General features: G+C 66.9%; 12 protein-coding genes and 1 pseudogene. 5 read left to right on the top strand and 8 right to left on the bottom strand.

The genetic code is table 11. The features are described 5' to 3' along the window. Window positions 1-131: 131 nt before the first annotated feature. Both C4V41_RS61710 and C4V41_RS06890 read right to left on the bottom strand, forming a co-directional pair. Window positions 132-875: a hypothetical protein gene (locus C4V41_RS61710; protein ID WP_160150204.1), complete on the bottom strand. Its 744-nt coding sequence runs from the start codon at window positions 873-875 to the stop codon at window positions 132-134. A gap of 325 nt (window positions 876-1,200) precedes the next feature. Then, window positions 1,201-1,659: a hypothetical protein gene (locus C4V41_RS06890; RefSeq protein ID WP_103954938.1), complete on the bottom strand. Its 459-nt coding sequence runs from the start codon at window positions 1,657-1,659 to the stop codon at window positions 1,201-1,203. Window positions 1,660-1,853: 194 nt separating this feature from the next. Between C4V41_RS06890 and C4V41_RS06885 the strand changes: the two genes are divergently transcribed. Then, entirely contained in the window at window positions 1,854-2,078 is a 225-nt protein-coding gene (locus C4V41_RS06885) for an ANTAR domain-containing protein (protein WP_146103574.1), read from the top strand. On the opposite strand, the pseudogene C4V41_RS06880 reads toward C4V41_RS06885, so the two are convergent. Beyond that, window positions 2,072-3,853: pseudogene (locus C4V41_RS06880) on the bottom strand (acetolactate synthase large subunit); the annotation flags it as partial. The gene C4V41_RS06885 and the pseudogene C4V41_RS06880 overlap by 7 nt on opposite strands. 357 nt (window positions 3,854-4,210) lie before the next feature. On the opposite strand from C4V41_RS06880, the gene C4V41_RS06875 reads away from it, so the two are divergent. Further along, complete coding sequence (locus tag C4V41_RS06875; protein WP_235029953.1) at window positions 4,211-4,609, top strand: ArsR/SmtB family transcription factor; 399 nt, start codon at window positions 4,211-4,213, stop codon at window positions 4,607-4,609. A gap of 2 nt (window positions 4,610-4,611) precedes the next feature. Beyond that, window positions 4,612-5,952, top strand: coding sequence for an alpha/beta fold hydrolase (locus tag C4V41_RS06870; protein ID WP_103954934.1), 1,341 nt, complete (start codon window positions 4,612-4,614; stop codon window positions 5,950-5,952). Window positions 5,953-6,104: 152 nt separating this feature from the next. Here the strand turns inward: C4V41_RS06870 and C4V41_RS06865 are convergent, their stop codons facing one another. Further along, window positions 6,105-6,758, bottom strand: coding sequence for a hemerythrin domain-containing protein (locus C4V41_RS06865; RefSeq protein ID WP_103954933.1), 654 nt, complete (start codon window positions 6,756-6,758; stop codon window positions 6,105-6,107). Between the two features lie 125 nt (window positions 6,759-6,883). Between C4V41_RS06865 and C4V41_RS06860 the strand changes: the two genes are divergently transcribed. Continuing rightward, window positions 6,884-7,744 carry a MarR family winged helix-turn-helix transcriptional regulator gene (locus tag C4V41_RS06860; protein ID WP_235029952.1) on the top strand — a complete coding sequence of 287 codons (861 nt, stop codon included), beginning with the start codon at window positions 6,884-6,886 and terminating at the stop codon, window positions 7,742-7,744. Between the two features lie 93 nt (window positions 7,745-7,837). Here C4V41_RS06860 and C4V41_RS06855 read toward each other — a convergent pair whose 3' ends face one another. From C4V41_RS06855 to C4V41_RS06845, 3 genes are all read right to left on the bottom strand, one after another. Beyond that, complete coding sequence (locus C4V41_RS06855; protein ID WP_103954932.1) at window positions 7,838-8,671, bottom strand: HEAT repeat domain-containing protein; 834 nt, start codon at window positions 8,669-8,671, stop codon at window positions 7,838-7,840. A gap of 57 nt (window positions 8,672-8,728) precedes the next feature. Continuing rightward, window positions 8,729-16,897, bottom strand: a complete 8,169-nt coding sequence (locus C4V41_RS06850; protein WP_103954931.1) for a DNRLRE domain-containing protein — start codon at window positions 16,895-16,897, stop codon at window positions 8,729-8,731. Between the two features lie 1,181 nt (window positions 16,898-18,078). Further along, window positions 18,079-19,029: a LysR family transcriptional regulator gene (locus C4V41_RS06845; protein WP_103954930.1), complete on the bottom strand. Its 951-nt coding sequence runs from the start codon at window positions 19,027-19,029 to the stop codon at window positions 18,079-18,081. Between the two features lie 99 nt (window positions 19,030-19,128). Here C4V41_RS06845 and C4V41_RS06840 point away from each other — a divergent pair, with 99 nt between their 5' ends. Continuing rightward, window positions 19,129-19,941 (top strand): TIGR03619 family F420-dependent LLM class oxidoreductase, encoded by an 813-nt coding sequence (locus C4V41_RS06840; RefSeq protein WP_160150203.1) that lies wholly within the window; start codon window positions 19,129-19,131, stop codon window positions 19,939-19,941. A 44-nt stretch (window positions 19,942-19,985) separates the two neighbouring features. On the opposite strand, the gene C4V41_RS06835 is transcribed toward C4V41_RS06840, so the two are convergent. Next, window positions 19,986-20,282, bottom strand: coding sequence for a hypothetical protein (locus tag C4V41_RS06835; protein ID WP_103954928.1), 297 nt, complete (start codon window positions 20,280-20,282; stop codon window positions 19,986-19,988). Window positions 20,283-21,234 lie beyond the last annotated feature (952 nt).

Here is a 21,234-nt window from a genome sequence, read left to right as displayed (position 1 = left end):
CCGCCACACACGGAGTAGCTCGCCGCGGCCCCCGGCGGCGGGGCGGCCGGACCGGGGCCGCACGCCGAATTCGTCGTACAGGCGCAGAGCCATGACGGACAGCCGGCCGGCCCGGGCGAACGCCTCGATCGTCAGCTCGCCACGACGGTGTCGACCTCGCTGTTGAGCTGGAGGATCAGCGACGGGTAGCCATTGACCTGTGCCCGCCGCAGCTCGCCGCGAAGGCGGTCGGCCCGATCCGCCGGCTCGGCACGGTGATCGACGACGACACCTATGAGGGCAGCGCAGCGATCGAACGCCGGCTGAACCGGGCCACCACCGAGTTCACATACACCATCGAACTCACCGGCGCCTCGACGCCGAAGCCGCGAAGCAGGCGGCCTGCTCTCCGGATGCAGAGGAAACCTCGATGCCGCCCAGTCCGGGCGCTCGCCCTTGGCCGGCGCGGCGTGCGCGGCGGCGAGCGCGTGGTGCAGCCGAACCACCCGTACGTAGGACTTGGGCCGCAGCCCGATCGCCACCCCGAACGCCGCCGTAGTTGCCGCCCGGACAACCCGGCCTGGGCGGCATGCCGGCGCACCTGGCCTCGCATGCATGGCCGCCAGTACGACGGGCATCCGCTCGTCGACCCGGCATCGCCCGGCCCGCGTCCGCACCAGGGCCAGCGCCCCGGCCAACCGCTCGGTCACCGACCCACCCAGGTGCCCGACCTCAATGGGCGCCCCGGCCAGCGGCACCTCATCGGCCGCGACCCCGAACAGCCCGGTCACCGTCCCCGGCCGCAGCCGCACCCCGACCAGTGGCCCGCCCTCGGGCAGCGTCCCCTGCCGGCCACGCGTCTCTGGTCCGGCCAGCCGGCACGCCCCATCAGGCATGACCAGCAGATCAACGGTGGGTTGCGGCAACCCTCTCGGCACCGCGCCGCCGTCCAGCACCCAATTTCCGGCCAGCCGTCTAACGAGCGGGCCCTGCCACGTTGAGGCCACCAGGGCCGCCGTGCCTGGATGGACACCACCGGCGCCGCTGATCAACGCTTGGAACAGACCGGGAGCCCCGTCCGCCTCCTTCGGGAGGCGGACGGGGCTCTTTCGCGTTGTCAGGCCAGTCGGTCCAGGATCTTGAAGCTGTAGCCGATCTCCTTCAGGTCCTCCGACGAAGATCAGGCATCACCTGGTACGCGTGCCGTTCGCGTTCAGGAACTCACACCCACCAGGTGATGCACTTGGCCGCGCTGCCGCCGGGCATGACGTCCTTCGCGCAGGCCTTGTAACCCCAGCCGGCCATTGAGCGGTGTGCCTTGGAGTAGGCGGTCTTGCTCTTGATCTGCGTAACGCCGCTGCTTGTCCACTTCTTCGTCTTGGGGTTGTAGACCTCCAGCCAGAGGTTGTCGTTGTCGCCCGCATCGCCAGCGGGGTTGGGGACCCGGGCCCACAGATAGTAGTTACCGCCCCACTTGCCCGACCGGATCTGCAGCGTGTAGGTGTCGGGCGTGACCGTGACCGTCTTCGAGGTCACCGTTCCCACGTTGGTGGCAGACGTGGGCGCGCTGGACGACCAGTAGTCCGCCGCCTGGGCGCTGGAGGTGCTCATGGCCAGGGTGGCCGCCGCCACCAAGCTCACGGTGCCGATAGACGCGATGCGCCCCACGATCTTCCGCATGCGTACGATCTTCTCCTTCTGACGACTTCTTGACCAGCTCGACCCTAGGGAGCGCCGGTATAGCGCGGGTATGCCGCAACGGGCCGGAGAAGGCCAGGTCAACGATGGGATGCCGCCGAGCCGGTTTCGCCGGCGTCGGCTCGTGGAGGCGATGGCGTGTTGTGGTCGCCGGTCGCTCGCGGGTAGTTCCGGCCGTGCTCGGTGCGTGCTCGTACGCTCCGAGCACGCGCCGTCCGCTCGGCGCGCTGAGGTCGACCGCGGAAATTCACCAGGCCGGCCAACTCGGCTGCCCGCCTGATCAGGCGCTGTCGCGGCTCCGCGCCCACGTCTCCGCCGACGACGAGCCGCTGTCACAGGTCGCCCGCCGGGTGCCGGCGCACACGCTGCGGTTCTCCCGCGAGCCGTGGTTGGCTCAGTAGTCGGCGTCCCAGGTCGGAGCGGTGTCGCGGGCGATGCGGATGTCGTCGTTGGAGGCTCCGGCCGCGATCATCGGCCAGACCATCTCCTGCCGGTTCACGCGGAAGTCGATGACGACGGGGACGTCGTTGATCTCCATGGCCTTGCGGATGGTCGCGTCGAGGTCGTCGGCGTGGTCGCAGCGCAGGCCGACGCCGCCGTACGCTTCGCCCAGAGCGGCGAAGTCCGGCAGCTGCGGGGTGCTGCAGTCGACGCCGAAGTGACGGTCGTCGAAGAACAGGGACTGGAGCTGGCGCACCATGCCCAGGCCGGAGTTGTTGATGACCGCGACCTTGATCGCGATGCCCTCGACGGTGCAGGTGGCCAGGGTGCGGCAGGTCATCTGGAAGCAGCCGTCGCCGTCGACGGCCCACACGGTGGTACCGGGATGGGCCAGCTTGGCGCCCATCGCGGCGGGCAGCGCGTATCCCATGGTGCCCGCGCCGCCGGAGTTCAGGAACGAGCGGGGCCGTTCCAGCGGAAGGTAGTGGCTGGCCCACATCTGGTGCTGTCCGACGCCGGAGACGTAGACGGCGTCGGGGCCGGCGAGCTGCCCGATCCGCTCGATGACCTGTTGTGGCGCCAGCGAGCCGTCGGCGGGCCGGTCGTAGGTCATCGGGTGGGCGGCGCGCAACGTTTCGATGGCGTCCCACCATGGTCCGGAAGCCGGCCAGGGGGTGGGGTCGCCGATCTGGCGGACCGCTTCTATCAGGCCGGTCAGGACGTCGCGGGCGTCGCCGACGATGGGGATGTCCACCGCGCGGTTCTTGCCGATCTCCGCCGGGTCGATGTCGGCGTGCACGATCTTCGCGTGCCGGGCGAAGGTCTTCGGGTCGCCCGTGACGCGGTCGTCGAAGCGGGCTCCCAGCGCGAGGACGAGGTCGGCCTGCTGCAACGCGGTGACGGCGGGCACCGTGCCGTGCATCCCCGGCATGCCCAGGTTCTGCGGGTGGCTGCGCGGGAACGCGCCGCGGGCCATCAGCGTGGTGACCACGGGGATGCCCGTGAGCTCGGCGAAGGTCATCAGCTCGCCGGCCGCGTCGGCTTTGATGATCCCGCCGCCGGCGTACAGGACCGGCCGCTCCGCCGCGCGCAGGGCGGCCGCCGCCTGCGTGAGACTGCGCGGGTGCGGGCGCGGCGTCTGGGGCACTCCTGGCAGGTGGATCCGCTCCGGGCGCACGTACGGCGCATGTTCCTGCAGGACATCCTTGGGAATGTCGACCAGGACCGGGCCGGGGCGGCCGGTGGTGGCGACGTGGAAGGCTTCCGCGATCGCACGCGGGATGTCCACGGCCGCGCGCACCAGCCAGTTGTGCTTGGTGATGCCCTGGGTGATGCCGCAGATGTCGGCCTCCTGGAAGGCGTCGGTGCCCAGCAGGGGGCGACTGACCTGGCCGGTCACCGCCACCACGGGCACCGAATCCATCGCGGCATCGCACAGCGGCGTCACCAGGTTCGTCGCGCCGGGCCCGGAGGTCGCCATGCACACCCCGGGCCGGCCGGTCGCGGTGGCGTAGCCGGCCGCCGCGTGACCGGCGTCCTGCTCATGCCGCACCAGAATGTGGCGCAGCCGGGTGGAGTCCATCAGCGGGTCGTAGGCGGGCAGGATCGTCCCGCCCGGCATCCCGAAAATGAGCTCCACACCCGCTTCTTCCAGGGCCTGGATCAGGATCTGGGCACCCGTCATCGTCTCTGTCACAGCGTCTTCCTCATGTGAGCGCGCGTGTGCACCATCCCGATGGGCTCGCGGACGTCGCGCGTTGCTGGATTCGGACGGCTCTCACCATTGCGCCATGAGCGGATCGCGTACGGATCGGGCGACGCGATGGAGAGCCGGAGCAGACAACCGCACGAGGATCTACTCGAAGCAGTAACGACGGAACCCGCCCGCGACCCCCGTGATTTCAGGGCCTGCCCGGTGTCTCCGCAGGTTCCGTCCGCCCACTATAGGCGCCCCCGCCAACTGATCGGCAACCACCCCCGAGGGCGCGCACGCGGATCACCTGGGGAGATCAGAGGCGAAACCGCTCGGTGGTGGTGGCACGCGCACACAGCTCACCGCTCGTTACATATGCTTGCGTGTATATACACCTTCATGTATGTTCGGGTTGTGGTCAACGACGTGCAACAGCGAATGACGGCGATCGCGGAGCCGAACCGGTTCCGGATCGTCGAGTTGCTCAGGGACGGCCCGCAGCCGGTGGGGGGCATCGTCGACGCGCTGGGCCTGGGCCAGCCGCAGGTGTCACGGCATCTGCGGCTGCTCGCCGAGGCGGGCGTGGTCGAGGTGACCAAGCGGGCCCAGCAGCGGATCTACCGGCTGCACCCCGAGGCGATGCGTGAGCTGAGCGACTGGGTGCAGGGATTCGCCGCCCTGTGGTCGGAGCGGATGGATCGCCTCGGCACCTTCCTCGAAGACGACCGTGGCCTCGAAGACGACCGTGGTCCCGAAGACGACCGTGGCCCCGATGAGACGAACCGGAAAGGAGCCTGAGCATGTCCGGAGACACCGCGGACGGCATCGTGATCGACAGGTCGACCAACACCGTCCATATCAGCCGTACCTACGCCGCCGGCGTCGACCGGGTGTGGTGGGCTTGGACCGACGCCGAGGCGATCACCCGCTGGTGGGGCCCGCAGGGCTGGGCCGCGACCGTGTACGAGATGGACGTGCGGCCGGGCGGACGCTGGCGGTTCCAGATCGCGCCGGTGGACGGATCGGCCGCCCCGGTCCGCAGTATCGCCACCTACAAGACGGTCGTCGCCCGCGCCGAGCTGGACTACGACGACACCTTCGCCGACGAGGCGTGGCAAGCCGACGGCACCGGCACCTTCCCGACCACGGTCACCTTCGCCTCGGCCGGCACCGGCAGCACCGTCGAGGTCGCGGCGAGCTTCCCCGACGGCCAAGCGCTCCAGCGGGCGGTCGAGCTGCAGATGGCCGAAGGCTACGCCGAGGCCCTCGACCGGCTCGCCACCCTGCTGGACACCCACCCCCATACACCCGCAACCGAAGGAGAACCGATCATGTCCCACCTTTCCACCGTCACCTCCGCCGACGGCACCACGATCGCCTACGAAAAGACCGGTTCGGGCCCCGCGATCATCGTGATCAGCAATGTCGCCGAGGACCACACCGGGGTCGCGGGCATGGCCAAGGCGTTGTCCGAGCACTTCACCGTGATCAGCTTCGACCGCCGCGGCCGCGGCGCCAGCGGTGACCCCCAGCCCTACGACCCGGCCCGCGAGATCGACGACATCGCCGCACTGATCGAGGTCGCCGGCGGCTCCGCGGCTCTGACCAGCGGATCCGGCGGCTGCGGGCTCGCCATGGACGCGGCCGGCGCGCTGGGCGGCAAGGTGACGGGGCTCTACCTCTACGAGCCGCCGTTCATCGTCGACGACTCCCGGCCCCCGGCGCCCGCCGACTACGTCGAACACCAGGAAGCCCTGGTCGCGGCGGGCAAGCGCAGCGAGGCCGTCGAATACTTCATGACCGAGATGATCGGCGTCCCGGCCGAGTACATCCCCGCGATGAAGCAGGACCCCTCCTGGGACGCCATGGCCGCATACGCCCACACCTACGCCTACGACGGCCGGATCCTGCGCGGGCTCCAGGACGGCAAGCCGCTGCCTGCCGACCGCTGGTCGATCGACGCCCCGATCGCGGTGGCCGTCGGCGGCAACGGCGAGGCCTTCATCCGTGCGGGTGCCGACGCGCTGGCCGCGATCCTGCCGGACGTCACCGTGCTGACGCTGCCCGATCACGATCATTCCGCGTTCTGGACGGCACCGGAACCGGTCGCCCGGCAAGCCCGCACGTTCCTGCTCGGCTGACGATCACACGCTCCAACTCATCGTCCTGGCCACTCATGCCACCAGGACACGATCAGAGATGGCGGCCATCGTACGGCTCGAGAGCCTGGAGGGCGTTCGCGATCCCTCCCGAGGCGGTGTACCGGGCCAGGACGACTCGATCGCTGCCGGGGTCACGCGGCGTGGTCGTGACGGGTGGGGGTCCACAGGCCCAGCTCGATGTAGGCGGGGCGCCATTCGGCGGCGTAGGCCTGGCGGATGGGTTCGGGCAGGGCCGCCAGGATGGCGGCGGAGCGTTCGGGCGCCAGGTCGTCGAGCATCCATGGCAGGTAGCGCCGCACCTCTTCGGCGCCTTGGAGTTCGTGCTGCCGTTGGCCGACCCGGCTCCACTGCTCCTGGGACAGCACGTCGTCGATGAGCGCCAGCGACTGGTTCTCCTCGTGCTCGAGGTGGGCGGTCAGAGCGCTGCGCAGATAGTCGACCAGGCTGCCGAGCCGTTCCGGTCTCGCCTCGCGGTCGGCGAGTGTGGTGTCGATGGCCGCCAATATCGGGTCGATGACCGCGTGCTCGGCCTCCATGGCGTCCAGCAGCGCCAGATCGGCCTCGCGGCCGGTCAGCAGCTCGGCCATCACCGGCCAAAGCGTCTCGTCCTCGGCTGCGTGGTGAGCGCGCAGGTATTTCTTGAACATCTCCCAGCCGGCGGCCGTGCGCAGGATCTGCCGGGGGTCGTCGCCCGCCCTGTCGATGATGCGGGCGATCCGCTCCAGCTCCCGGCGGAGCGCGTCGTGCATCACGTACATCATTGTCATGTCCAGCGAGAAGCTCATCGCTGCCACCTCTTCCCATCTCAGTCGACCGCCAAGGTAATCCGCGCCCGACGCAACTGTCAACTTTCCAACTATCAATTCTTCATTCATCAACTCTCGTATCGTCATGAGGTAGCCTGATCGCCGTGCCGGATGAAATACAGGCCCCGCTGGGTCACCTGCTGCGCCGCGTATACACGTTCGCCGCCACGCTCGCGATGGCCGACGGCCCCCGGTCGCGCGAGTTCGTCGTGCTGGACGCCCTGGCCCAGGAGGACGCCCGGTCGCAGCACGACCTGGCACACCGTCTCGGCATCAACCGAACGCTCATGGTGAAGGTCCTGGACGGGCTCCAGGAGGCCGGCTACCTGACGCGCACCCGCAACCCGGCCAACCGCCGCACCTACGTGCTGTCACTCACCGGCCCGGGCCGGCAGGCGCTCGCCGACCTGCGCGAAGCCGCCGCCGACAGGGATGCCCAGATCACCGCCGCGCTCACTCCGGCCCAACGGCACCGGCTCAACGAGTTGCTCACCCGGCTGCTGCCCGAGCCCGAGCGGCCCGCCCTCCCCAGCACCGCGCATCTCATCACCCAGGCGCACTTGCGCATGCGGGCACTCGGCGACCGGTTCCTGGATCCGTACGGGCTGCGCACCCGGCACTTCCTGCTGCTGCCCGCGCTGGAGCGGCTCGGCCCGTGCCCACAGCAGACACTGGCCCGCGCGGTCGACCTCACCGAGCCGGCCACCGCCTCGGTCGTCGAGGAGCTGGTCCAGGCCGGACTGGTGGCGCGCGGTCAAGATCCCCACGACCGCCGCCGACACGCGCTCGAGCTCACCGACCTCGGCCGCTCCACGATTCCAGCCGTGCGGCAGGCACAGCACCGGATGACCGCCGCCACGACAGAGCTGCTGGGCCAGGACGGCACGGCCGAACTCCAGGCCCTGCTGTCGGCGCTGCTCGCCGACGCGTCCGCTGAAGTGCCTGTCTCGGAACAGGCACTTTAGCGGGCCGGGCTCGACCTGCCCCATTCTGTACGTGCCCGATTTTCAAGCGGGACAGGTCAGAAGATTTTGTCGACGGGACCCAATGGCTCGGGTTCAGTACGGGGGCTCCGCACCGGATTCCCGGCGCATGAGCCAACTCGCCAAGAGACCCGTTGTGCCGTTCATGAAAGGAATCGGGGTCCGGTCTGCCGAGGCACATTCCTCGAGTGTGTCGATGATGCCTGGTGCGCCGGGCACGCCGTCCCAGCTTACGGCGATTGCCGCACCCCACCTGATAAGCGTGTTCGTATGGTGCAGTCGTTCGTACAGGGCCGGCCTGACTTCGGGTGTGGCGCCCTGGCCGAGGAGGCCCAGCGCTATTTCGAGGGTGGCTACCACCGCCGGATCGGCATCCTCGTGCATGTGGTCGAGCAGATGGGGGACGGTTGTGGCCCTCTGGAGGGGGAAGTAGCTCAGCAACGCGGCGGCTTGGAGCCGTTCTTGGACGTCGCCCGTCCGGAGGGACTCCAGATAGACGGGGACCCCGTCCATGACCTTGTGGTACACCCCGATGCTGGTGCCGTCTTCGTCTCCCAAGTGGTCGCTGTCGTTGTGGCGCGCTTCCGGGATGAAATAGCCGAAGATGTATTCGTGTTCATCGCGAAATGCGAGTTGGCGCAGCAGTTGCAGGATGGCCAGGCGATCGATGGCCAGGTCGTCGCGCAGCAGGCTCAGCAGGAAAGGGGTGACGTGGAGCGCCGCCTCGAATTTGAGGTCCTCGGCCATTATCGCATTTCTGATTTCGAGAAGTGCCTTGTGCCGGACCTCGGCGTCGTCCGTGGTGAGCGCGACGATGTGCTCGGGCAGGCGACCGGCATCACCGTATGCCACCTCGAACTCGGTCCAGGCCTTCTCGTGCAGCTCGGACAGCCATGGAATGGTCGGCACGGGATCTCCACTTCCGCGGCAGCCGCAGGAGTCTCCTCCTGCGACTGCCAGTGCAATCTAGGCCAACAATTGCTCACGTGACGCGCATGCGTCCCCTGGCATGGTGGCACAGTACATCATGCCTAACCATGCGTCGAATCCGTAGCGATATATGTAGAGGCCGTGCTGGGTCGCGCTGAGAATGTCACCTGCGATTCCGAAGGCACCGAGCATGCGGCCTCCCATTCGGCCGAAGCCGCGCATCGCGCCGGCCGGTTTTCCGGTCCCCGTGACCTTGGGTGAGGCTATGGTGCCCTTCCAGGTTCCGTCGGATTCGAAGACGTCGTCCACCGCCAGTCCGCCGCCTCCCATATTGGGTCTGCCGTATGGGGCTACAGCCGCTCCTCTCGAAGTCCACTGGATATTGACTCCGTTGTTCTGGCTGTACTCCCTGAGGAAGGTGTCGCAGCCCTTTTTAAGGCCTTTTCCGCAGGGGGCCTGCGTGCCGCTTGTGATGATCTGCAGGGTGTTCCCTTTCTGGAGAAGTCCCTTCTTCTCGAGGTAGGCGACTATGCGCCTTTCCAAGTGTGAGCTTCCCTTGTCCATCTTCGCGTTGTAATGCCCGCTGAAGAAGCCCGTCTCGAAAGCGATCATCTTGCCGTTCTTGTCGTAGACGGCTGCCGCGCCGAGCATGCTCTGGCCATTCCGAGTCACCCAGTTGGGGTCCTTGCCTGCCATTCGCCAGGTCCACTGGAATTCCTCCTGCCAGGACATCATCCCCTTCGCGTACCGATAAGCCTTGTATGCCTTGTAACCACCCTTGTGGGCGCCGTAGCCGTGTTGGTACGCATTCCACTCGCCGGCCGTGAAACCGTCTGGAATGTGGCCGTCGAGCTCGATGCCGGTGATGGGATTGCCGCCCGCGAACGCGTAGCGATTGGCTGTCCAGGGGTCCAGGCTGAGAGACAGGTCGGCGAGGGCGCCGTTGTAGGCGTCGAGGTTGAGGAAGCGGTTGAGACCGGGGTTGTAGTTACGGAACCCCATGTCGTACATGCCGGTGGAGTTGTCCCAGCGCTTGGCGTTGAAGCGGTAGGGGTTGTACTCCTCCTTGGCCGTGGGGTCGGCCGGGTCGGGTTTGTCGACACCGGTGAACAGGTTGTCGTCGTTGTTGCCGTAGGCGGTGTAGCCGTAGGTGGCTCTGGTGTCGCCCGACTCGTTGGTGATCTGCTCGACATCGGTGTGCGCGTTGTAGCCGTAGTAGGAGGATTCCTCCGTGTTGTCGGGCTTGATCTTGACCTGTGACAGTCGCTCACCCCATGGCGAGTACTGGAAGGACTTGGTGAGCTTGCCGGCCACCTCCTCGTCCAGAACCTCCTCGGAGAGGCCGAGGTAGGAGTAGGCGGTGGTCTTGGCCGTGCCGGTCCCCACCTTCTCGGTCTTGGACGTCGTCCGGTCGAGCGGATCGTAGGTGTAGGAGGTCGCTGTGCTGGTCACGCCGTCGCCACCGAGCTTGTCGTGTCGGGTGACGTGGTCGAAGCCGTCGTAGGTGTACTTCTCCCAGGTCAGGCCGCCTCCCTGGACCGTACGCAGCCGACCGTAGGGGTCATAGGTGTAGGTGCTGCCGGCTCCTTCGGTGTCGGAGGACACCAGGCGGTTGCGGTCGTAGGTGAAGGTGGTCTTCACCCCGGAGAGGTCCTGCTCCCAGACATTGCCGTTGGCATCGTGGGAGTAGGTCTCGATCTCGACCGGGCCACCCCCGGCAGAGGTCCTCATCGACTTTGAGACCCGGTCGCGGGGATCGTAGGTGTAGGTGGAGGTGTGGTCCAGGTAGGCGCCGGGGTTGTCGGCGTTCTGGATTTTGGCGTGGTCGCTGGCTCGGTGCAGGTTGCTCTGGTAGCCAATGGTGTGTTCGGCGACGATCGTGCCGTTGGACTTCTTCTCGACGGAGTGGCGTAGCAGGCCGGTCAGGAAGTAGTCGTAGTCGATGGTGTTGCCGTTGGCCTTGGTCTCCTTCAGATGCTCGCCGCGGGGTGTGTAGGTGTAGAGGGTGGTCTTGGGGTTGGTGTCGGTGGCGGACTTGCGGTTGGTGACCGAGCTGACCAGGTCGCGTGCGTCGTAGCTGTAGGTGGCGCGGGTCTTGTCGTGGGTGAGCTCGGTGACGGCGCTGTTCTCGTTGTAGGCGTAGGTGGTGGTGTTCTTGACGGCTCCGTCCAGCTTCTCGACGATCTTGGCGATCTGGTTCAGACCGGTGTACTCGATCGCCCAGTCGTCGATCTTGGCCGTGGTGGTGTTGTCGAGGATCTGGGTGAGGTTGGCGTTGGGGTCGTAGACGTAGCCGAAGTCCTTCTTCTCGACGTCGGCCGCGTTGGTGTCGCGGACCAGCTTGACCGCGTCGGCGGCGACGGTGCCGTTGGCGTCGTCGGTCAGGGTGATGGCGGCGGGTTCGCCGGCGGTGAAGGCGTGGCTGCCCAAGGAGACCCACTTGCCGGCGTGCTTGGTCTGGTCGACCGTCGCCTTGCCGTCGCCGTTGATGACGTAATGGGCGTTGGTGGCGGTGGCGCCGGCCGGATACTTCGCCCACACCTGGTACGTGCCGGTGGTGTTGGGCGTCACGGTCCAGGTGAAGGCGGACCTGCCCTTGCCCGCGGGGGCGGCGGCGTAGTCGTAGCCGGTGACCGGGCTCTTGGAGGTCGTCGTACGGGCGGCGAAGGCACCGGTGGCCTTGACCTGTCCGAGGTCGCTGTTGTCGGCGAGTACGACGTCGATGTCGAGGGGGACGCCGTTGTCGGAATGGGTCTTGAGCTTGCCGTCGGGGTAGTAGGACCAGTCCATGGCCCGCTGCGATGAGCCGCCCGCCGAGGTGAGGGTGCGGTTGGTCTGCAGGCCGAGCGTGTTGTAGTCGTAGCTGGTCTGGATGCCCCAGGGGTCGGTGCTGGTCTTGTTCCAGCCGGTGTCCCAGTAGGTCAGGGCGGTGACGTTGCGGACGGTCTGGCCGTGGGAGGGGGGTGCGCTGATCTCCTTCAGCCGGGACAGCTCGTCGTACGTGTACTCGACGTGGTCGGGCCGGTTGTAGGCGGGGTCGTCCTTGTCGTAGGGGTAGATCTCCTTGTTCGGCCGGTTGAGCTTGTCGTACGTCGTCTCGCTGACGAAATCGTCCGGGTCGTCGGTGGTCTCCACGCCGCGCGGGGTGATGACCTTGGTCCGGTTGCCGACCTGGTCGTAGGCGAACTGGGTGGTGACGTACTTGATCACGCCGTCGGTGGACGAGTGCGGCACCTTGGTCTCGATGACGGCGCCGCGCTTGTCGTAGACGGTGATCGTCTTGTTGCCTTCCTGGTCGGTCTGGCCGATGGGCAGGCCGTCGCGGTCGTAGTCGGCGCTCGTCTGGTGGCCGGCCGCGTCCTTGACGCTTTTGACCTGGTGGTTGCGGTCGTAGGTGGAGGTGGTGGTGTAGTCGGCCGCATCGGAGGTGGCGTTCTTGCGGGGGTCGACGACCTTGGTGACGTTGCCGACGTTGTCGTAGCTGTAGGTGATCTTCTGCTGGGCGGCGTTGACGACGTCGGTCAGCTGGTAGACCGGGTCGTAGGTGTAGGTGGTGGTGTAGTCACCGGCGGTGGCGGTGAGGTTGCCCTTGGGCTCGGTCTGGGTCTTGATGTTGCCGGCCGCGTCGTAGGTGACGATGGCCTTGCGCTCGGGCGAGTCGGTGGTGTCCTTGGGCAGCAGCGACTCGATGAGCTGGTCGGCCTTGTCGTAGACGGCGGTCGAGGCGGCGCCGTTGGGCGCGGTCATCTTGGTGACGTTGTCGTTGGCGTCGTAGACCGGGGCGGGGGTGGTGATGAACACGCCCGCGTCCTGGTCCTTGGGGATCTTCGATTCCAGGGGCCGTTTGAACAGGTCGTAGGTCTGGGTGGTCTTCTTGCCGAGCGCGTCGGTGACCGACAGCACGTTGCCGCGCACGTCGTAGGCGGTCGTGGTCACCTTGCCGTTGGCGTCGGTGATCGCGCGAGGGTAGCCGGTCGGGTCGTAGTCGGTGTAAGCGGTGGGGTTGCCGTTGGCGTCGGTGCTCTTGGTGAGCTGCCCGTAGCCGTTGTACTCGTAACCGGTGGTGTAGTCCCCAGCGGTCGTGGAGGCGACACCGAGGGGGTCGGTGACGGTCTTGAGGTTGCCCTTGGCGTCGTAGCCGAAGGCCCACTTACGCCCTTCGGGCGACGTCTTCTCGATCAGGTCGGCGATGTGGCCGTTGAGCGCGGTCGTATAGACCAGCGTGGTCGCCGCTGTGTTGTTGGCGGTCGCCTCGGCGTCGCGCAACTCCAGTGGGTAGCCGGTCTTGGCGTCGAACTTCCAGGTGGCGTACGCCTGGTTGGGCTCGGTGAGCTTGACGACGTTGTGGTCGGTGTCCCATTGCAGGGCCGTGGTCTCGGTCTTGGCGTTGGTGATCTGCTCGGCCCGGCCGTACGGATCGAGCAGGTATTTGGTGGCGTTGTTGAGCGGGTCGGTGACGGTCGCGCGGACGTATTTCGAGGTCGGCCCGTTGTCGTAGTCGAAGCGGGTGACGCCGCCCAGCCGGTCCTTGATGGTCTCCACGCGCAGCTTGCACCAGCCCAGCACAGGGGTGCGGTGGTAGGTGAAGGAGGTGGTGTTGCCGCGCGGGTCGGTGACGTCGGTGAGCTTGGCGTTCTGGTTGCCCCAGCCGGCGTCGTAGCCGAAGCCGAACGTCTTGGCGGCGGCGTCCCCGGCGCCGTCGACCATGCGCGCCATCAGGCCCTTGGCCGTGTAGGTGAAGGTGACCTTGCGGCCGGCGATGTCGGTGACCGACTCGACGTTGTCGATGATGTGCTTGTTCGACAGTTTCCGGGCGGACACCTCCTGGCCGTTGCCGTCGATGTAGGCGTAGTCCTGGCCCTTCTTGTAGTAGTCGACGCTCAGCGTGCGGAGGCCGGTCGCGTCGGTGATGTGCTGCAGGAACTTGGTCGTCTTGCCGAAGCACTCGTTGCGGCGCTCGTAGGCGAAGTTCATGGTGTTGCCGTTGGCGTCCACGACCGCCGACTGGTAGCCCTCTTCGTCGAAGAAGAACTGGGTGCGGTCCGGCTTGGTGAACACCCACCGGCGCAGCGGGTCGGTCGAGATCCGCGTGGGGTCGTCGGCGCGGGCCACCCGCTGCAGGTACAGGTGCACGCCCTTGGGGCTGACGTAGTCGCACACCTGCGGGTTGCAGGCGGAGTTGCCGTGCTTGTCCAGCGTCCACATGTGCGTGGTGCCGTCCCCGTCGGTCAGCCGCACCTTGTTCGGCCAGGTCTGGCGGCGCGGCTCGAACGACAACGCCGTGCCCAGCCGTTGCAGCGTCGAGGTCTGCAGCGACCAGCCGTACCCCATCGAACTGGAGGCGGTGTCGAGGCTGTTGTAGGTGGTGCGGACGAACGTCTGCGGCCCGCGCGAGGGGTTGGACAACACGTTGTAGGACCAGTTCAGGTTCCCGGCGAACGTGTTGACCAGCGCGACGCTGCCCGCGCCGGTGTTCTTGCCGGAGTAGGAGTAGAACTTCTCCGCACCGAGCTGGTCGCTGGTCGGCGAGGCCAGCCGGATCCGCTGCGGGTGCTGCGGCGTGTGGTGGCTGGCCGACTTCCAGGTGCCGGCCGCGCTGTCGTAGACGTCCCAGTCCAGGGTGGTCGCCTCGGCCTTGTTGGTGCCGTCCCCGGTCAGCGCCGGGGCGGTGATGTCGGCCGTGACCAGGACGGACTCGCCCGGCGGCAGCGCCTCGGGCAGCGCGGTCTTGATCTGGTTGGCGGTGGTGGACAGGTCGGTGCCGTCGGGCTGCTTCCACCGGTAGCTGAGCTGGGTCGTGCCCGTCGGCCAGGTCTGGTCGGTGGTGTTGGTGACGGTCACCGGCACCTGCGTGCTGCTGCCGGTGTCCATTTCCAGCGGTGTCTCGGGCGCGTAGAACGCGCTGGAGCCGTCGCTCTTTTCCAGGTACGTCACCCGCAGCCGGGGGCGCAGCACCGGCTCATCGCCCTCGGTGGACAGGAACGAGGCCGCCTGCTTGCTCGTCCCGGCCTCGTTGGCGACCTTGACCAGCAGGCCGTGGTTGGTGGCCGGGTCGGCGGTCCACGCGGTGGCCGCGGCGGTGACGTTCCACTGCTTCCAGCCCGGCGCTGCGGTCACGTTGGCGATGCTGGACAGGGCGGTGGCGTCGAAGTCGCCGCCCGGCGTCGTCCAGGGGCTGGTCCAGGTCGCCGCCTCATCGAAGGCCTTGGTCAGCTTGTGCGCGCTGAACTGCGCTCCGCTGCCGGTGGCGTTCGCGTTCCACAACGACAGCGTCGCCTCGGTGATGCGGGCGTCGGCCGGGATCTTGTCGGCATAACCGGCGAAGCCAACCACCGCGCGGGTGTTGCCCGGCGTGCCGGTGGTGTTGCCCACCGCCAGCCGCTTGCCGTCATGCCCGACGGCCGGTTCGCCGGAGGCCAGCGCGGTGTCGGCGCCGCCGTAGATCGTCGTGGTGATCCGGCCCGGCCGCGGCAGCACCACCGTGGCCTGTTGCGACGGCACGATCTGGCCGTTGGCCAGCACCGCCTCCACCCAGTAGGTGGCCTCGTGAATGTAGGACTCATCGGCCACCGCTTCGGGGTCGCCGCCGCTGCTGGTGTCGGTGAAGGAGGTGGTGTCCTTGCCGATCGAGGCGACCAGCGTGTCGTAGTCCTCGGTCGGCGAGTTCTGGCAGCCGGACGGGCAGGTGCGGTGCAGCCGGTACTCCACCAGATCGTCGGAATTGTCGGAGGGGGTCCGGTCGGCGTAGGCGGACCACGACAGCGACGCGCCCTGCGAGGTCACGGTGTCCGCCGGTTGCAGGACGACCGACGGGTTGCCGTAGGTGATGATCAGGCGCGGGTGGTTGGCGGTCTCGCCGAACATGCCGTCGCCGCCGTAGACGTCCTCGCTGGCCTCGTACACCGGGCCGCCCACCTTGCCGGCGGTGCTTTCGTCGGCGGCCTTCAGCATGAACCCCGGCGTATCGCCCTCGGACGTCATCCACTTGTTGACCACACTGGTCACGTTGAAGGTGTGCCAGCGCGAGGCCTCGCCCGGGCTGCGGGTCACCGTGGCCGCCGCGGTCGCCGCGACCGCGGGCTGGGTGTTCCAGGTCACCGTCCAGGAGTCCCACTCGCCGGTGATCTCCCGCGCCTCCACCGTGACCGGCCCGGCCTCACCCAAAGCCTGGTCGAAGTACGTCTCCAGCCGCGCCTCATCCACCGTGGTGCCCAGCGGCATCGGCAGGTTGAACCGCAGCAACGACCGATTCACCCCGGTCGCCGTCTTGCCCACCGGCAGTTGCCACGCCGCGTCGAAGTTCGTCGTCTTCTTCGCCGAGTCGACATAGGTGTCGAACGCCTCCGGCGAGATCCGGATCGTCGGATCGATCACCACCGGCCACGTCCGTCCGGCCGCCGCCAGCCAGCCCGGATCCGGCGTGAGGGTGATCGTCGCCTGCCCGTCCTTGTCCGCGACGCTCTGGGTGACCGCCTCGGAGAAGCTCTTGCCGTACGGCGAGGCCGGATCGTTCGTCTGGTCGATCATGAACGGCTTCGGCACCGTGAACGCCGTCGCCCCGTCCTGGCCCACGAACGCGATCGACCCGTCCTGCTGCGCCTGGGCCAGCAAGCCGTCCGTCCTGACCGTGAACTCCAGCGGCACCGACGGCGCCTTGTGCAGCACGACGAACTCCTTCACCCCCTCAGGAGTGATCTTGTAAACGAGATCGACGCCGTCCCACACGCCCGCGTACGTCACCGCGGACCCGGTCACCTTGGGCGCGATCTCGCGGTCCTCGCCCGGCACGCCCAGCGTCAGCCGCCGCCCGTCCAGCTCGACCTCGGCCAGGCTGCTCGACCGGCCGCCAAACCGGGAACCGAACCCCGAGCTGTCATTGACCGCCGCGACGCCGTCCCCGGCCCGCAGCCGCGTGTCGATCTCCTGCCAGGCGCCCTTGGCGTCCTGGAAGTGCACCGGCACGGACGACAGCTCCACCTGCAGCCGCCCGTCGTCGAGCTGCCACACCTTGCCGCCGGCCGTCCGCCGGCCGGTCAGCTCCTTCACCCGCCTGCCGGGCGGCTTGGGCTGCCGAGCTTGTGGGGGAGCCGCGCCGTCGCGGCCGGGCAGCACGACGGGCGCCCCGCCCTGCCGCATCTCACCCTTCGGATCCTCGGTGAACAGGCCGCTGACGCCTTCCGACACCCAGGCGGCGAATCGCGCCATGATTCCTGCTTCGTGCGAGGAAGCAGGACTCTGCGCGGACGCCGGCAGTGTCGAGGCGAGCGAGACGACCAAAGTGGTCGCCAGGATCATGCTGAATGCTCTACGTAACCGTCTGTGGTGGGATGGAACGGAGGGTCTCTTGCTCGATAACCAGGACAATCTTCTACCTCCATGCAGGTCAAAGCAGCCCTCGGCGTGCGAGGGCCGACTTGGAGGGAACTCAGAAAGATCAACGCATGTCCTGACGACCCAGTCAACGGTTACTCATAGTGATGATCCTTGACTCGAACGCACTCTCGAATCTGACGTGATCGCCGGGCCTATCAGGGAAAAGGCGTTGGGGATATATCGATTTGCCGGCCAATCGTCAATGTCACCGTTGGTAAACGATGCAGGTCGCAACAATCTTCTCGTTATGGAAACGTGACATTCGGAAACTCGGCAATGGCAAAGTGCGGCCGAATGGAACGCTCCCCAATGGGCGAATCGAATATAGATGGAATCTAGAGGCGCTGTGCTAGAAGAGTTGGTGGGCGGCACCATGATCTCTCACGGTCGACAGAAATCTAACCGAACCTTCAGCTTGACGGTGGGCCAATGCTATGCATAATTGCACTTCTTCTGGCCGGCGCGAGCACGGCGAGACCACCAGGCATTGACCCATGAAGCTTGACCTGCATGGGTGAAAGTCGGCAAGTTCGATCCTCGAAGGAAAATTTATTTGTCCTTCGCAACGAGACCCGAATCAACGTTCCGCTGTCGGCGCGGGTCGTACCTTAAGAGGCGACCATTCAAGAGAGCCCGGGTTGATCCCGTTGGCCGGATCCTCCCGGCGAACTTCCTCCCGTAGGCCCATTTCCACAGCGTCGGTGGCGAATTCCCTCCACGTCCTTGGAGGCGTTTTCCCGAGTGAGCAGGCGGGCGCGGGCTTGATGGCGGCGTTGCCAGGTCGACCAGTGGGCGGCGTGTTCGAGCGTCGGTATGTGGCCGGTGACGGCGTTGAACAGGCGTTTGACCTCGGCCACCGTCAACGGGTGTTTCGTTGGGGCGGGTGGGGCGTGTCAGGTTGTACCGGGATCCCGCCAGAAGCTCACATCGACCCGGCGCCATGTCGTCCCAGTTCACACGGGAAATGGCGGCTGCCGTACTAGACCGCACCCTATTAAATGAGCCTCAAAGGATCACAGAACGCCGCCGTGGCCCTTTAGTGCGTTCAAACGTTCTTCGTCACCGCGATGATCTGCCTGGTGGGGTGCTGATGACCACCTGCCTGCGACGGAGGTCTCTCGCAGGCAGCGGATGAACTCCGACTGGAGCAGTGCCACGCCCTTCCTGGTGGCCGCGTAGACGGTCCTGGTCGGCTCGTCCTCCAGGCGCGCCAGCGCAATGTCGGGGCGGATGGCGCCCGCCGCCAATGACGGTACGAGTGCCAGCCCAAGTCCTGCGGCGACGAAGCCCTGCTTGGCTGTCCACTCCCTGGCCGCGAAGGCGATGTGGGGTCGGAAGCCGGTGCGTCGGTGGAGAGCGATCAATGTCTCCGAGCCGCCGGGGAAGCCCTCGATCCAAGGCTCGCCTTCCAGCTCGGCCAGGCGCAGGCTGGTCCTGCCCGCCAGCCGGTGCCCTGCAGGCAAGGCCACCAGCAGCGGGTCGTCCAGGAGGTGGTGCAAGGTGAATCGGTCCGCCTCCAACGGCCTGCCTGGGTATGCGCTCACCACCGCCAAGTCGATCTCGCCGGTCCGGAGGTGGGCCAGCAACGGGCCGGTCGTGCTCTCCACCAACGACAGAAGCACGCTCGGGTGTGCCCGCCCGAACGCGGCCATGGCGCGAGGGACCAGATCAGCGTCGGCGGTGTCGAACGCTCCGACGCGCAGCTGGCCCACGTCGTGCAGATCGTGCCTTGCCGCCTCCAGCCTGGCCAGGATCGCGATCGCGTGCTCCAGCAGGCGGCGGCCCTCCTCGGTGAGCTCCACACCGCGCGGATGACGATCGAAGAGCGCGACGCCGAGTTCGCTCTCCAAGGACGCGATCTGGCGTGACACAGCGGACTGGGTGTAGCCGAGTGCCTCCCCGGCCGCCGTAAAAGTCTTCCTGGCGGCCACCTCGGCGAACACCTCCAGCCAGGAGACATCCATGACGCTTCCTCCAACAGTGGCTTGATATGCGGGTTTCGCATGGTAGCGATGCCAGACATTCGTTGGTCACATCGGCGCGGAAAACCTACGGTGATCGTCATGAAGATCGGACTCTATGGGCTGCACCGCGACGAGAACGTCGACCCGGACACGCTGGCCAGGCGGGCGCGGTTGGCCGAAGAGATGGGCTTCGAGTCGATCTGGGTGGGTGATCACATCGCGATGCCCTCGTCCTTGGATGAGCAGGGCCGCCTGGAAGCCGTGGTCGCTCTGGCCCATTTGGCGGCCCTGACCACCACGATCAAGCTCGGCTTCGGCGTTCTGGTGCTGCCTCAGCGTCAACCGGTCCTGCTGGCCAAGCAACTCACCTCTCTCGACCTGCTCTCGCGGGGCCGCCTGATCGTCGGCGTCGGCGCAGGGTATGTGGAACAGGAGCTGGCCGCCATGGGAGTCTCGCTGGACAGCCGCGGTGCCCGTACGGACGAGTATCTGGCCGCCATGCAGGCTCTTTGGGACGATCAGCCATTTGCCGGAAATTTCGTGACCTTTGCGGATGTTGTGCAGCGTCCACGTCCGCAACGGCGCCCACCGATCGTGGTCGGCGGCCACTCCCGGGCGGCCATGCGCCGGGCGGTTCAGTCAGCTGACGGCTGGTACGGCGTCTACCTGACCCCGAAGGAGGCGGCCCGTGCGCTGTCCGACCTCCAGGACGCGGCCAAGCTCTACGACAGGCCTGCGGGCCTGGGTCAACTGGAGATCACGATCACCCCGCCCCCGGGCCCCGTCGATCGAGACAGCGCCCAGCGCTACGCCGCATTGGGCGTCCACCGGCTGACGATCCAGCCGCTGGACGCCGAAATGGAAGCCACGGTGAGAGCCGGCGCAGGTCTCGTGCATGAGCAATTCCGCTAGTACGGCAGCCGCCATTCGTTGGTTGAGCTGGATGTATGCGGTGGTCAGACGGGCTCGGTGATGGAACCGGCGGGCGCGGGCTTGATGGCGGCGTTGCCAGGTCGACCGGTGGGCGGCGTGTTCGAGCGTCGGTATGTGGTCGGTGACGGCGTTGAACAGGCGATGGTCCACCGGCGTTTCTGCCGCAGGTGCTTGGCCACGGCTTGTTCGCAGGTCAGGCAGTTGCCGCCGCCGAGGGTGAGGGCGAAGGTGGCGCGCACGCGCAGCACGTAGGCCTGCCCGTGGTCCTCCAGATAGGTGCGCGGCTCACATCGACCCGGCACCATGTCGTCCCAGTTCACGCGGGGAATGGCGGCTGCCGTACTAGAAGACCAGATCAACCCCTATGTGCGAGTTCTGGCACCGGACAAGGTCAAGCGGCATGTGAGGACCGGTCTCGTCGGCGTATGTTCAGGTCGATGATTCGCCCAGGGTCGGTGATCGGGTTTGGGGCTGCTTGGCCCAGGGCTTGGTGGGCGCGGTGGTGATTGTGGAACCGTTCGTATTGGCGCGAGAGAACCCGACCTGGGGCCACAGGAGAATCTAAGGCGAGTTGACCCGTATCCGAATGATCAGCGCCTTGACCGGCCGTCGGGTGCGAGGCCGTCCTGGGCGCCGTCTGTCCGTGAAGGTCCACTTACGCGCTACCAGGTGACGGTGCCAGCGCAAGATTGTCGCTGGGGTGACCGGGAAGACTTCCGCCCACCGGCGGCGATGGATCAGCCTCGACAACGCCGCTGGCCAGAGCCGGTCGGTGTGATCCAGCGCGGCCGGTGACCGAGCCGGCGGTGTAGTACCTGGTTCTCGTTCCGGAGCACCAGCAGCTCAACGCTCTTGTACAGGTCAGAGCGGACCAGCCCTGTCAGCAGGCGGAACAGGCACCTCACCAACCGATAGACAAGCGACAACACCACCTTGCGATGGTAGCAGGTCCTGATCACGCAGCAAAACCCAGTTCAGAGGGCGAAACCGTGTTTTCGAGCGGGGACACCACAGGTTGAGGCGACAGAGACGCGAAAGGCTTGAGAAAGAGGAGCTCATTACGGTTCACATACAGGGACTCGCCTGCGCATTCCTCGCAGGCATCAAGAGAGAAAGGAAGGAGAGCAGAATTATCCTCAACATCGGCTAAGTATCAGCCCAACTACCTAGGAGAATGCATTGAAAGCGAGAACAACTGCCGGTGCTCTTCTGCTCAGTCTCCCCGCCGCAGCTATTCTCGGCATGGCGATCGGGAGCCCGGCAAACGCATCA

Source organism: Nonomuraea solani (assembly GCF_900108335.1).
In the GTDB taxonomy this organism is placed as follows: domain Bacteria; phylum Actinomycetota; class Actinomycetes; order Streptosporangiales; family Streptosporangiaceae; genus Nonomuraea; species Nonomuraea solani.
Note: the sequence above shows the minus strand (reverse complement) of the source record. Positions and strands in the feature narration are given on the sequence as shown.

Excerpts from the sequence above, each read along its gene's own strand:
- C4V41_RS61710 (WP_160150204.1), bottom strand. The coding sequence starts at position 875 with ATGCCTGATGGGGCGTGCCGGCTGGCCGGACCAGAGACGCGTGGCCGG.
- C4V41_RS06890 (WP_103954938.1), bottom strand. The coding sequence starts at position 1,659 with ATGCGGAAGATCGTGGGGCGCATCGCGTCTATCGGCACCGTGAGCTTG.
- C4V41_RS06875 (WP_235029953.1), top strand. The coding sequence starts at position 4,211 with ATGTATGTTCGGGTTGTGGTCAACGACGTGCAACAGCGAATGACGGCG.
- C4V41_RS06870 (WP_103954934.1), top strand. The coding sequence starts at position 4,612 with ATGTCCGGAGACACCGCGGACGGCATCGTGATCGACAGGTCGACCAAC.
- C4V41_RS06865 (WP_103954933.1), bottom strand. The coding sequence starts at position 6,758 with ATGAGCTTCTCGCTGGACATGACAATGATGTACGTGATGCACGACGCG.
- C4V41_RS06850 (WP_103954931.1), bottom strand. The coding sequence starts at position 16,897 with ATGGCGCGATTCGCCGCCTGGGTGTCGGAAGGCGTCAGCGGCCTGTTC.
- C4V41_RS06845 (WP_103954930.1), bottom strand. The coding sequence starts at position 19,029 with ATGGATGTCTCCTGGCTGGAGGTGTTCGCCGAGGTGGCCGCCAGGAAG.
- C4V41_RS06840 (WP_160150203.1), top strand. The coding sequence starts at position 19,129 with ATGAAGATCGGACTCTATGGGCTGCACCGCGACGAGAACGTCGACCCG.